This window comes from Maribacter huludaoensis (assembly GCF_029350945.1).
GTDB classification, from domain to species: domain Bacteria; phylum Bacteroidota; class Bacteroidia; order Flavobacteriales; family Flavobacteriaceae; genus Maribacter; species Maribacter huludaoensis.
In genome coordinates this window covers 229,944-244,141 of record NZ_JARKMS010000004.1, presented here as the reverse complement: position 1 = coordinate 244,141, position 14,198 = coordinate 229,944, and the positions used below count along the sequence as shown (strand labels likewise).

The 14,198-nt window shown below is 38.2% G+C and carries 7 protein-coding genes; 6 read left to right on the top strand and 1 reads right to left on the bottom strand.

Features of this window, described 5'->3' with window-relative positions:
- Nucleotides 1-37: 37 nt before the first annotated feature.
- The gene (locus PXC01_RS13340) at nt 38-1,375 is read right to left on the bottom strand and encodes a Gfo/Idh/MocA family protein (protein ID WP_276472783.1); all 1,338 of its coding nucleotides are present in this window, start codon (nt 1,373-1,375) and stop codon (nt 38-40) included.
- Nucleotides 1,376-1,467: 92 nt separating this feature from the next.
- Between PXC01_RS13340 and PXC01_RS13335 the strand changes: the two genes are divergently transcribed.
- The 6 genes from PXC01_RS13335 to PXC01_RS13310 all read left to right on the top strand — a co-directional run bounded on the left by PXC01_RS13335 (nt 1,468) and on the right by PXC01_RS13310 (nt 14,194).
- Nucleotides 1,468-2,340 carry an AraC family transcriptional regulator gene (locus tag PXC01_RS13335; RefSeq protein WP_276472782.1) on the top strand — a complete coding sequence of 291 codons (873 nt, stop codon included), beginning with the start codon at nt 1,468-1,470 and terminating at the stop codon, nt 2,338-2,340.
- A 135-nt stretch (nt 2,341-2,475) separates the two neighbouring features.
- Nucleotides 2,476-3,729, top strand: a complete 1,254-nt coding sequence (locus PXC01_RS13330) for a glycoside hydrolase family 117 protein (protein WP_276472781.1) — start codon at nt 2,476-2,478, stop codon at nt 3,727-3,729.
- Nucleotides 3,730-3,751: 22 nt separating this feature from the next.
- On the top strand, nt 3,752-5,611 hold the full coding sequence (locus tag PXC01_RS13325; RefSeq protein WP_276472780.1) for a DUF5060 domain-containing protein: 1,860 nt from the start codon (nt 3,752-3,754) through the stop codon (nt 5,609-5,611).
- Nucleotides 5,612-5,987: 376 nt separating this feature from the next.
- A complete protein-coding gene (locus tag PXC01_RS13320) occupies nt 5,988-9,209 on the top strand; it encodes a SusC/RagA family TonB-linked outer membrane protein (RefSeq protein ID WP_276472779.1) in 3,222 nt (1,073 codons plus the stop codon).
- Nucleotides 9,210-9,232: 23 nt separating this feature from the next.
- The gene (locus tag PXC01_RS13315; protein WP_276472778.1) at nt 9,233-10,774 is read left to right on the top strand and encodes a RagB/SusD family nutrient uptake outer membrane protein; all 1,542 of its coding nucleotides are present in this window, start codon (nt 9,233-9,235) and stop codon (nt 10,772-10,774) included.
- A 90-nt stretch (nt 10,775-10,864) separates the two neighbouring features.
- Nucleotides 10,865-14,194, top strand: a complete 3,330-nt coding sequence (locus PXC01_RS13310) for a VCBS repeat-containing protein (protein WP_276472777.1) — start codon at nt 10,865-10,867, stop codon at nt 14,192-14,194.
- The last annotated feature ends 4 nt before the right edge of the window (nt 14,195-14,198 follow it).

Sequence of the window (14,198 nt, the reverse complement as noted above, 5' to 3'; positions counted from 1 at the left end):
CTAATAATTGTACATTTCCGACATGCAAGAATTCATCTTAGAATTTTCGTTCTTTTCTTGACCTTAATTTATTCGCTTCGGAATCTTTATGAAATTTTTCTTTTTCAGGATTCCACACTAACGGTCTATTTAATTTATAAGCAATGTTAGATAAGTGACAAATACTGGCACTTCTATGTCCCGTTTCTACATTGCAAATTGGTGTTCCTCCATTTTTGATAGCAGTTAACCAATTGGCGTAATGATTATCAGAATGAATTAACTGTATGTTCATTGCAGCATAATCCGTATCTACCAAATTTGCTGGCGTGGTTTCAAAATACCCTCTACTAATATCCATTTGACCTTCACTACCAAAGAAGCGAACACCCCAACCCCTGCCAAAATCTTTGTGTTCTACCTCAACGCCATTTGCATAATACATTTTTAAACCTCTTACCGCAGTAGAATCCGTAGGCGGAACAAATTCTACAGGTCCTGATTCATCCATCCCCAAAGCCCACTGAACAATATCGAACATATGCGCGCCCCAATCCGAAAGTATACCTCCACCTGTTTCTTGAAACAAACGCCAGTCTGGCCAAAAATCAACATCATTACTAGATGGTGCCAACCTATGATTGTATTTCAACAGAGGTGCAGGACCGCACCAATGGTTCCAATCTATTTCATTTGGCTTAGTTTCCTCCATTAAATCATATGCCTTTGCAGGGTCTCCTACATTTACCTCAACTCGCTTAATTTCACCTAAATGACCATTTCTAACCAATTCACAGGCTTTTCTAAAATTATCCCAGGAACGCTGCATGCTGCCCACTTGCAACACCCGACCAGATCGTTCTACGGCTTTCACCATTTCCCTTCCTTCCTTTATATTATGAGAGAGCGGTTTTTCACAATAGACATCCTTATCCGCCTTTAAACTATCCATTACATGTTTAGCATGCCAATGGTCTGGCGAGGCAATGACTACTGCATCAATTGCTGAATTTTCAAGTAATTCAGCATAGTCGATATAAGAGGTCAGCGTATTTTTTCTGTTAGAATTGTTTATCTCCAACTGATTTTGAGCTACGTGATTTTTAAACCAATTGTTTTTGGTAGTCCAAACATCTGAACAAGCTATAATTTCGGCATTGTTCTTTATAAAGTTCTTTGCCAGCCCCCTAGATTGTTTTCCCAATCCTATAAAACCAAGGTTAATTTTATCACTGGGAGCAGTAAATCCTTTTCCCAATACATGTCTTGGAACAATTGTAACCGCCCCGGCGGCCAAAGCTGTTTTTGTAATAAAACTTCTTCTTGAAACTTGAAAAGTATTTTTGTTCAATTCCGACTTTTTTACCACCTTAGAGTGTTTATTATCTTTTTTCATCAGTACGTTGAATTAGTTGTAACTAAAGTTAATTCACTTGTTCTGATGATACCTGTACATATATTCTTTTAAGTGCAACAAATGTTTTATTTATGCTTCAACTACTACAATCCCTTAAAATAAGCTTACTGCATACCGGCTATGCCAAACTTGACACAGCATGGAATTTTGATAATGTAATAAGTCCGTTTACACGATTATGCTATGTTACCAAGGGGTCTGCAACCCTCTATCACAACAACAGAACCTACACTTTAAAAGAAGGTCATATGTACCTTATACCCAGCTATGTATACAACACGTACAAATGCGAAAATTATCATGAGCAGTTTTACATCAGTTTCTTCGAAGAAATAAGACCCGGGCTTTCTATATACAATTTACGGTCTTTTAGATATGAAGTTCCCCTAAAAGAAGGGGATCATTTATTCTTTGAACGCCTAACACAGATGTACCCAAAAAGAAAAATTGTAAACAGTGACCCAAAAGCTTACTCACATAAACCACAAGAACTTTTGCAATTTAACAAGGACAATGCCCAAATGAACACCCAACGTTATTTAGAGACCCAAGGTATACTGACCATTTTACTTTCTCGCTTTATTGAAAATGAACCAGCAACCAATACCAATGTTTCTACTGGTAGATTAAATGATGTCCTTGTTTATATTGCCGAACATTTGAACCAAAGCCTAGAAGTACAGGATTTGGCAAAAAAGTACCATATGAGTACAGATCATTTTTCTAGGTTGTTTTTACAACAGTTTAATATGAGACCCTTAAAATACATCCAGACCAAAAGAATTGAACGTGCTCAATTATTGTTATGGACCACTAACCATTCCCTAGAAGAAATAGCCCATAAAATAGGTATGGAAAACTTCTCTTACTTCTCTAGGACCTTTAAAAAAATTACCGGCACTACCCCGGGAAAATATCGAAAAAACCAAGCTATAGCTCCCTAACAATGTTGTTTTAAACATTCAATAATCATTTGTGGTAGTGTTTTGAACACTTGTTGCACTAATGCCTGCTACGCTTCATTTAAACGGGTTGTATTTGCATTATCTTGAAAACATAATCAAACACACTATTTAATTATGGCTTTTAAGTACATTACTTTACTACTTTGTTCTGGCTTTTTAGGTTGTTCTTTGAATGCCCAAAAAGCTTTTCCGTTTCATCTACCTAAGGAGAAACCTGACCAACCGCTAAGCTTGGCAATGCAACGTAACTATGATCAATATTTAGCTCCACGCCCAGAAGATAACGAGCTATATTCCCAATTTAAATATACCGAATTAAAAGGGTTGGATTATAGCAATGGCGATGGTACAATATCAAGAAGAGATCCATCAAAAGTTATATTTCATAACGGTAAATATTATGTTTGGTATACCTATAGACATACCAGTACACCTCCACAAGGTGCGGCCAAAAGTAATGACACCATACCTTCTAGCGATTGGGACCTTGCCGAAATTTGGTATGCCACAAGCGAAGATGGCATTACTTGGAAAGAACAAGGTGTAGCCATAGAAAGACCAGAAAAACCTAATGTAGGATGGCGATCCGTATCAACTACAGATATTTTAGTTTATAAAGGAAAGTACTATTTATATTATCAAGGTTTTATGGAAGCTAGTGGCAAAAGAGGCGATGATTGCCCTGTTGCCGTGTCATATGCCGATTCACCTGACGGACCTTGGACGGCCCACAACAAAATCGTAATACCCAATGGTGGTAAAGGAGAATGGGACCAATTTTCCATTCACGACCCATACCCGTTAGTTTACAAGGATAAAATATATCTGTATTATAAGTCAGATTTTGATGGCGACCCTAGATTAGTACGTATGCAGGGCTTAGCTACAGCCGATAATCCACTAGGTCCTTTTACAAAGAACCCATTAAATCCGGTTTTGAATTCAGGTCACGAAACCACATTGTTTCCTTTTAAAGAAGGTATTGCCGCAATGGTCATTAAAGACGGTAACGAACATTTTACCGTACAATATGCTCCCGACGGTATAAATTTCTCCATAGCCGCTATTACCAATTCATTAATGCCAATTGCCGGCGGACCGTATGTACCAGATGCATTTACCAATACAGATTATGGCAAGGGTATCACTTGGGGAATATCGCATGCCATAACCGCAGGTACAAAAGGCAAACAACATTCTATTTTAATGCGATTTGATTGTGACCTTAGCCTAGATGTGGATGATCAAGAAATGAAAACACATTCAAATATTTGGCATTACAAACCAAGCGATTATTATGAATACGGATTAAGCAAAAAGCAACAAGAACGTATTGAGGCTCAAAACAAAGCCCTTAAAGAAAAATAAAGTTTTAACCAATACTGTTGCCATGATACGCTCTAAGATCATTATTACTGTGCTCCTATTTTTAAGCTACTTTTTTGCAAACCAATTGTACGCTCAAGAAAGCCCTAAAAATATGGATTACCAGCTACAAGGAGAGCTTAAAAAATGGCATAAAGTCACTATAATTTTTGATGGACCACAGTCTTCTGAAGATGCAGATTTCAACCCTTTTACAAATTACAGGCTCAACGTTCTTTTTACGCACAGTACCACTAATAAAACATATCTAGTACCAGGATATTTTGCTGCGGATGGAAATGCAGGTGAGACCTCTGCAACAGCCGGTAATAAATGGAAAGTTCATTTTGCCCCAGATGAAATAGGAGAATGGATTTATAAAGTTGATTTTAGAAAAGGAAACTGGAGCGCTGTAAGCGATAAAATAGATACCGGTGTAAGCGCAGAATTTATGGATGGTCATGAAGGCGGTTTTACCATCTCACCTACCGACAAAGAAGGTAAAGACTTTAGGGCAAAGGGTAGATTACAATATGTTGGTGAGCGTTATTTAAAATTTGCGGAAACCAATGAATACTTCTTAAAACAAGGTGCAGATGCACCTGAGAATTTTCTGGCATATGCAGATTTTGACGGTACTTTTCATAATGACGGCCATGGAGATAATTTTATAAAAACATGGTCACCACATATTCAAGATTGGAAAACCGATGACCCTGTCTGGAAAGATGATAAGGGCAAAGGAATGATCGGCGCACTTAATTATTTATCTAGCAAAGGCCTTAATGCGTTTTCTTTCTTAACGAACAATATTAAGGGTGATGACAAAAATGTGTTTCCCTACGTTGATTACAATACTTGGGACCGTATGGATGTTTCTAAACTGGACCAATGGGAAATAGTGTTTAGACATGCCCAGAAAATGGGATTGTTTTTACACTTTAAAACCTTAGAGGTAGAAAACCAAGGCTTGTTGGATAATGGTGGTGTTGGTGCCAACAGTAAATTATATTACAGAGAATTAATTGCGCGTTTTGGACATCACCTGGCCCTGAACTGGAATCTATGCGAAGAAAATGGTGAATGGGTAAAAAACCCTACTACCCCACCACAAGATACTATGCAGCGCCTTGCCATGGCTCATTACTTTAAAAACCACGATCCTTACAACCATCATTTGGTGATACATAACGGTATAAAATTCGATGATTTATTGGGAGTTGATTCTGGTATCACCGGACCTTCTGTGCAAACACATAGAGCGGATTTTGCAAGTATCCATAAAGAAGTACTGCATTGGCTGTCCGCTTCAAAAAATGCGGGCAAGCAATGGGCAGTTGCCGTAGATGAACCAGGGGACGCTCAACATGCCCTTTTACCTGATACCGAAAACCCAAATCATGATCTAGCCAGAAGAAACGGACTGTGGGGAACACTTATGGCTGGCGGCTGGGGAAACGAATGGTATTTTGGATACAAGCATGAACATTCTGACCTTACCTGCGAAGATTACCGTTCACGTGATTTATTCTGGAATCAAGCCCATAATGCTTTACAATTCTTTGACAATAACAATATTGAATACTGGAACATGACCAACCATAATGAACTGGTTGGCAACAAGGACAACGACAATACCATATACTGCTTGGCAAAACAAAACCATACTTATGTGGTATATCTCAACAACGCAATTACGGCGAACATTGACTTAAGTGCATCCAATTACCCGTATAAAGTAATGTGGTACAACCCAAAAATTGGCGGAAAATTAATTTCGTCAAAAATTAAAAAAGTGCAAGGCGGTCAAAAAGTAAATTTAGGCAGCGCACCAAAGAAAAGCCAAGGAGATTGGGTAATACTGTTAACCCGAACTAAGAACTAAGGCGCTTCAGTAAGCACCTATGCTTTCTTACTTATTATATTTCGTCAATCGTTTTATTACAAATTCCAATAACAGCCAATAATCACAGTAGGTAGTTCTAAGTCTTAACATAGGCCTAAAATATCACCTAATTAATTTAACCCCCGATAACACAGATGGTTTATGGCTTACCACAAATTTTATCAATTCGCCAAAATACTACCATTTATTATTTCAAAAACCATATGTACTGCTCTCTAAATCATTTGTATCGTAAAAATTTAACATTTATTTAAATATTGCAGCAACTGAAAATTAACAAACTATGCGAGTAACACAACTTAACTCAAAAACATTTTGGTTCTTATTATTTTACTCAATAATAAGTGTCCAATTTATGCATGCCCAAGACTTAAATGTTAAAGGTAATGTAAGTGATGAATCGGGTCCTTTACCCGGTGTGTCCGTTATTGTAAAAGGAACCACTTCTGGGGTTGCTACTGACTTTGATGGTAACTTTACCATTAAAGCTCAATCAAACGATGTGTTGGTCTTTACCTATATAGGTTATAAGGCCAAAGAAGTAGCCATAAATGGCAAAACCAATTTAAATGTTGTAATGACTACCGATGTATCTGCCTTGGACGAGGTTGTTATTATTGGTTATGGTAGTTCTAAACGAAAAGACTTGACCGGTTCTATTGTATCCGTAAAAGGCGATGAACTTGATAAGGTAAAGCCAGTTTCTTTTGAAGGTGGTCTTGCTGCAAGAGCATCTGGTGTACAAGTGGTACAGTCCGGTGGCGAACCTGGGTCTGGCTTTAATATTAGAATTAGGGGTGGTAGTTCCATTACGGCCAGCAACGATCCTCTTTATGTGATAGATGGTTTTGCCCTACAAGGTAATACCGCTAGTACTGCAGTAGGTATCGGTAACTCTTCTACCAGTCCACTTTCAACAATAGACCCTAGCTCCATTGAATCAATAGAGGTTCTTAAAGATGCTTCGGCAACTGCGATTTATGGGTCAAGGGGTGCAAACGGTGTAATCATCATTACCACCAAACAAGGTAAAAAAGGTAGGGCTTCTTTAAACTTTGAAACGTTTACCGGTGTATCTACATTGGCCAGACCATTGGATTTAATGACCGGTCAAGAATATGTAGATTTCTGGAACGATTATTTCCCATGGAACCCAGATGCTGAGGATACTTACACCAGAGCTTTTAGATATGATGATGGTACACCGTTGGATTTAAGCGATTCTCGTGTATTGGTTACAGATTGGCAAAAAGAAATTACCAGACCGGCGATTACCAAAAGTTACAAAGTATCCATGTCAGGCGGTGGAGATAAAAACACGTATTCAGCCTCGTTCTCCTACTTAAATCAAGAAGGTATCGTTAAAACATCCGATTTTGAAAGATATAATGGTAATCTAAACATCAATCAAAATGTTAGCGATAAATTAAAGGCCGGTATGAACCTTAACTTAGGTATAAACAAAAATAATGGTATCGTAAATGCTGCCAATGAAAATGGAAATGGTAGAAACGGTATTATTACAAGTGCTATTTTATTTACTCCAGTACAAGGTATCAATAGATATGATGATGCCGAATATGACGAGAACGGCAGAATAATCTCGGTAAGAGATGGTGATATTACCAATCCTTTGGCCACCCTAGAATTCAACAGTAATAATAGAACCGCTTTTCAATCTTTCGGTAGCGTGTATATGCAGTATACATTGGCGGACGGTCTTACTTTTAAGTCATCCGTTAGAGGTAATATATCCTCTACTAAAGGTACCGCGTACTTTTCAGAGAAAATCAGTTGGGGTAGAACAGCAAATGGTAGAGCTTTCGTAAACAACAATATGGGAACTGGTATAATAACCGAGCAAAATTTAAACTTCAGCAAGGTTTATGGAGACCACTCTTTGAATGCTACGGCGGTTTATGAAGAACAACAGAATACATTTGAATTCAACAATTCAGCCGCAACAGGTTTTGATCTGCCAGGGGTAAACATTAACAACCTGGGTTCTGCCACAGAAACCTTACCTAACTCTTCTGGCTTTACCAAAACGGCATTGCAGTCCTACCTTGGTAGAGTGCAGTACGACTATAAAGGTAAGTATACATTAAATGCCAGTGCAAGATATGACGGTTCATCTAGATTTGCCGAAGGTAAAAAATTCGGGTTCTTTCCTTCTGTAGGTATTGCTTGGAACGTAGCAAACGAGAATTTTTTAAAAGAGAGCAATACTTTGAACAGGTTTAGAATAAAAGCAAGTTTTGGAGAAACCGGTAATACGGCCATTGGATCATACCGCTCCTTTGCCCAGGCAGGAGTTGCCAGTGCTATTTTGAACGGAAACCAAATTGTTACAGGTGCTTCTATCTCACAATTAGCGAACGAAGAGTTGACGTGGGAAACTACCCAGCAATTCGATGCAGGTTTGTCCTTGGGGATGTTCAATGACAGGATTTCATTAGAAGCAGATTACTATCGTAAAGAAACATCTGACTTATTGCTTGAGGTTCCGTTACCTTCTACTTCAGGATTTAAAACGGTTTTTAAAAACCTTGGTTCTGTTGAAAACAAAGGTCTTGAATTTGCGCTGAACACCGTAAATGTGGATAATGAGAATTTTAGTTGGACCTCTAATTTCAATATCAGTTTTAATGATAATGAGGTTTTAGACCTAGGAGGTGCCGATCAGTTTTTGGTAAGATCGATAGGTGACAACCAAATACAAGACGACTACATTGTAAAAGTAGGTGAATCTTTAGGTTCAATGTATGGCCTTGAAGTTGATGGTATCTATAATTATAGTGACTTTGCCGCTTTTGATGGCTTATCAAATGAAGAGGCAGCAGCTAAGGTTAGACAAGATGCCGAAGACCAAGGTCTTGTATGGTATGACGTAGTTTACGAACTTAAAGAAGGAACAGTACTATCTTCCGGACAACCGGACAATACTCAATACAGACCCGGTATGCCAAAATTCGCAGATCAACTAACAGTTGATACCAATGGTGACGGTATACCTGATGAGGCAGATGGAATAGTAAATTCTGATGACCGTAAAATTATAGGTAACGCACTTCCAAAACACTTTGGTGGTTTTACCAATAACTTTAAATATAAAAATCTAGACCTTTCCATTATAACCCAATGGTCTTACGGTAATGACATTTATTTAAAAAGTCTTAATAAAGGAACAGCGCAAGCCATTCCTTTCTTGAACAAGTACGGTAGAGTGGCCAACCGCTGGACACCAGAGACCCCTAATACGGATATCCCTGCTATATGGGGAGATGGTGATGGTGGTATTAACGGTACGGCCTACTCTTCATTTATAGAAGATGGATCTTATTTTAGAATTAGTAATATAACGTTAGGTTATGAACTTCCTACCAGGGTAAAAAATGCTATTGGCCTAAAAAGCTGTAGAGTATATGGTGCAGTAGATAACTTACATGTATTTACTAAGTACTCAGGGTACGATCCAGATGTTAGTGTTGGAAATAACCAACTGACACCAGGCTTAGATGCAGATTCTTACCCTAGATCAAGAACGGTAAGATTGGGACTAAGCGTAGGATTCTAATTTAAAGAACTAAAAATCAAAAGATGAAAAAAACAAAATTTTACGGATTAATGACCCTAGCTGCAGGATTGTTGCTAGTGTCATCTTGTGATGATGATATTTTAATTGAATCACCCAGTAACTTCTTGACTCCAGATGCTCTTTTAGTAGATGTAAAAGGTGCCGAAACCTATTTAATAGGAGCTTACGACGCGGTACAACCTATTGTATCTTCTGGTGGCAGTGGCAAAGATGGTTGGGCCATACATTGGGGTACCGTTGCTGCAGATGAAGTTGTTTTTCCGCCATGGGCAGGTAATAGAAAATTTATATATCAACATCAATTGACACCTTCTAACGGGGTAGTACGTTCTATTTGGGAAAATTTATATGTAGCCCTTAACAGAATTAATAGTACAATAGATCGTATTGATGCGATGACGGAAGATGAAATAGACAGCGAATCAAAAAATAAGTTTATTGCGGAAGCAAAATTTCTAAGGTCCATGGTATTGTTTTCTTTGGTATCCAGCTATGAAAATATTCCTTTATTGACCAATGAAACTACAGATCTGGAATCTGTAGAAGTAAGCCAGTCTACGCCAGCAGAAACGTATAACTTTATTGTGCAAGATTTACAGGAAGCTGCAGCGGTACTACCACAAGAACAAGGCGGTGGCCGTGCAACGCAAGGTGCTGCAAAGGCATTATTAGGTAAGGTTTACTTACAGATGAGCGGTTTTCCTCTAAATCAGACGGATAAGTTGGCAAGTGCCGAAACAGTCTTAAAAGAAGTTATGGATAGCGGTGTTTATGACTTGCTTCCTAATTACAGACAGGTTTTTGACCTTGATAATGAACAAAGTGTTGAGATGGTCTATGCTATAGGCATGGACGGTCCTGCTCGTAGTGAAGGTGGCCTACTAAGTACTTTTTATGGGCCTAATGGAAATGTTAACAACGGCGGTGGCTGGGGTACTTGTTTTATAAACCATAGCTTTGAAGCTTCTTTTGACAGAGAAGATGTAAGATTGTTTAACAATGTTGCAAAGCACAATGCAAATGATTTTACCCCAGAGGAAGGATTCTCCGACCCTGAAACACATACGGTGCCAATGAATAACTGGAGAGGATGGAAATGGCATGCGCAAAAACCTAATAGTTATCCTAATGATACGCCTTTTGACAATCCTTACATTAGGTACGCAGATGTTCTATTAATGTACGCCGAGGCTTTAAACGGTCAAGGTAAACTAACTCAGGCAGATTTGGACCTTACTGTGAACAGATTAAGAGCAAGGGCAAGAATGACCGCTGATGCCGTTCCTGATATGGTTGTAGGTTCACAAGAGGATAATGCAACAGAACTTTTAGAAGAGCGTAGAAAAGAGTTATGTTTTGAAGGATGGAGACGAAACGACCTTATACGTTTTGGTGTTTATCGTGAAGCAATATCAGGTATTACGCAAGGCGGACCAAATGCCGGTGACCCAGGACCAGAATTTCAAGATTTTGAAATTAGATGGCCAATTCCTCAATCTGAATTGGACATTAACCCTAACTTGGTACAAAACCCTGGGTATTAATGATGTTATTCAATATCTTAAACAAATAAATAAAAAAGCCTATTCACTAATTCTGAATAGGCTTTTATACTAATTAAACTGTATATGCATATGCGTGGTTTATCTTCTAATACTTCTGCTCTTATAATATTTGCAATAAGCGTTCTACTCTACAGCTGCAAACAAGAAAAAACGGACGAAAAGTCTTTGGAGAGTAATGAATTACCACTCTTCAATTTAGTAAGACCAGAAGAATCGGGCATTCATTTTAGAAACACCATTGCCGAAAATTATGATAACTTTTTTGCCATTTTCAACTATGTATACAATGGTGCTGGTGTAGCGGTAGCGGATATTAACAATGACTGTTTATCAGATATTTATTTTACCGCCAATGAAGCCCCAGATAGAATATACCTTAACAAAGGAAATTTAAATTTTGAAGATATTACGGACTCTGCAAACTTAACCAAACAAGATGGTTGGCATAACGGCGTAGTCATGGCAGATGTCAATGCTGACGGACTAACAGATATTTATATATGTAGAGGTGGCTGGCAAGATACCCCGCAAGAAAGAAGCAACCTATTGTACATCAACCAAGGGGATAGTACATTTAAAGAGTCTGCCACGGACTACGGATTGGCAGATGAAGGATTTTCTGTAATGGCTTCTTTTTTTGATATGGATAACGATAATGATCTAGACTTATATCTTACCAATAGACCGGAACATTTTTTTCTCAATTACCAGCAGGTTTTAGCCGGTAAGGCCAATGAAAATGATTTATACAGAGATAAACTATATATCAACAACAACGGCAAATTTGAAGAAGTAAGTAAGCAAAATGGTATTACCGGCAATTTTGGTTATGGACTAGGACTAGTTACTTCTGATGTAGATAAAGACGGCCAGGTAGATCTCTTTGTTGCCAATGATTATCTAGAACGAGATTACCTATATATGAACCACGGCAAAGGAAATTTTAGCGAGCAATTAAAGTCTAGGTTCAACCACATACCCTTTTACGCCATGGGTGTAGATATAGCGGATTTAGATAATGATGGCTGGGAAGATATTGTACAGTTAGAAATGATGCCAGAAGATTACGAACGCTCTAAAACTACTATGGCAGACATGAATACCCAACTATTCAATAGTATGAAAAACAATGGTTTTCATTATCAGTATATGCATAACATGCTTCAAAAAAACCGTGGAGACGGTTTTTTTAGCGATGTTTCTCAATACTCCGGTATTGCCAAAACAGATTGGAGCTGGGCATGCCTGGCCAGTGATTTTGATAATGATGGTTTAAGGGATATTTTCATTACAAACGGATTCAAAAGAGATATTTGGGATAAAGATGCTACTATAAAATTTAGGCAATACATGCAAAGTAGAGATGCATCACAACGAACAAAGGAAGAGAATGCCCAGCATATTATTTCTTTGTTCAAGCAAAATAAAATTTCCAATTACCTCTATAAAAATGAAGGTGACCTAAAATTTACCAACATGAGCAAGGCTTGGGGCTTGAACCAACAAAGCTTTTCTAACGGCGCTGCAACCGCAGATTTGGACAATGATGGCGATTTAGACCTGATCGTCAACAATGTGGATGACCCCGCATTTCTTTATGAAAATTTGAGTAATACTACTGAAAACGGATTCCTCAAAATTAATTTAAAGGGCCCTGCCAACAATAAAGATGGCTTAGGTACAAAAATCACTTTAAAAACTAATGACAGCATTCAATTCCATGAATTTAAAACGGTGCGCGGCTATCTATCTTCAGTAGAACCTATAGTACATTTTGGGCTTGGAAAAATACCGAAAATAGACTCCATCTCTATAGTCTGGCCAGACGGTAAAGAACATCTAATTCAAAATGTAGCGTCCAATAGCAATCTCATTATCGATTATAAAGAAGCAAAACAGCCTGTTGATAAGTCCATAACAAAGCAAACTTTGTTTAAAGATGTAACCAACACTTCTTTCTCTTCCGCCTACGAACATCAAGAAAATGAGTTTGACGATTTCAAAATTCAGGTATTACTACCACATAAACTATCTACCGAAGGTCCTGGCATTGCCGTGGGCGACATTAATAACGATGGTTTAGAGGACTTTTACGTGGGCGGTGCATCTGGTAGTCCAGGAGCTCTTTACCAACAAACAGCAAGTGGATCATTTGAAAAAAAAGACCATCCTATTTTGTTGACCGATGCCAAATATGAAGATGTCGATGCCGTATTTTTTGATGTAGATAATGACCAAGACCTGGATCTATATGTAGTCAGCGGCGGAAATGAATTTTCCCAGAACTCTCCCCTACTCAAAGACCGACTCTACCTCAACAATGGTAAGGGGCTTTTTACCGAAAAAAGAGAAATGATGATCAGTGGTGAAAGTGGTGGTTGTGTTCTGCCTTTTGACATTGACAATGACGGTGACCTAGACCTTTTTATAGGGGGCGGATTAGTGCCCGGTCAATATCCGAAAGCACCCAAAAGTCTAATTTTATTGAACGATAATGGAAACTTTAACGATGTTACAAAAGAAATGGCTCCAGAACTTGAACACATTGGTATGGTTACCGATGCTACATATGCAGATATTGATGGCGACAATACAAAAGAACTGATTATTGTTGGGGAATGGATGCCGATAACCATATTCAAAGCCAACAATGGCAAACTACAAAATGAAACTACCTCTTATGGTTTAGGCAAAACTAACGGCTGGTACAACTGCATTACTGTCGCAGACCTTGATCAAAATGGAATTAACGAGCTTTTAGTAGGTAACCTAGGTCTCAATTATAAGTTTACAGCAAGTGATAAAAAACCTTTTAAAGTTTTTGCAAGCGATTTTGATCAAAACGGAACCAATGATATTTTTCTGGCGAAAGACTACAAAGGCAGACAAGTACCGATCAGGGGGTTACAGTGTAGTTCAGAACAGCTCCCCGGATTGGATAGAAAATTTCAAACCTTTACTCAATTTTCCAAGTCCAACCTAAGACAAATTATAGGTGAAGGCATTGATAATGCCCTACAGCTTAATGCTTATGAATTTGCTTCGGTAATCGTTAGTTTCAATGATGGTAATGCCAAACTCACTCCTTTACCCTACCAAGCACAATTTTCTAGTATTAACGGCTTTGTTACAGGGGATTTCAATGCTGACGGAGTAACGGATATTGCTTTGGCAGGAAACAAATTTGAATCTGAAATTGAGACTACACGCGCAGATGCTTCAATCGGGTTGATACTCTTGGGCACAAAAGAGGGACACTTTACACCCCAAAATAGATTAACAAGCGGATTTTTTGCTCCAAAAAATGTAAAGGCATTAAAGTCCATAAACTTCGCAAATGGCAAAACTGGACTGCTAGTAGGCAATAACGATGACGAGATACAACTATTTAAAAATTAACGTA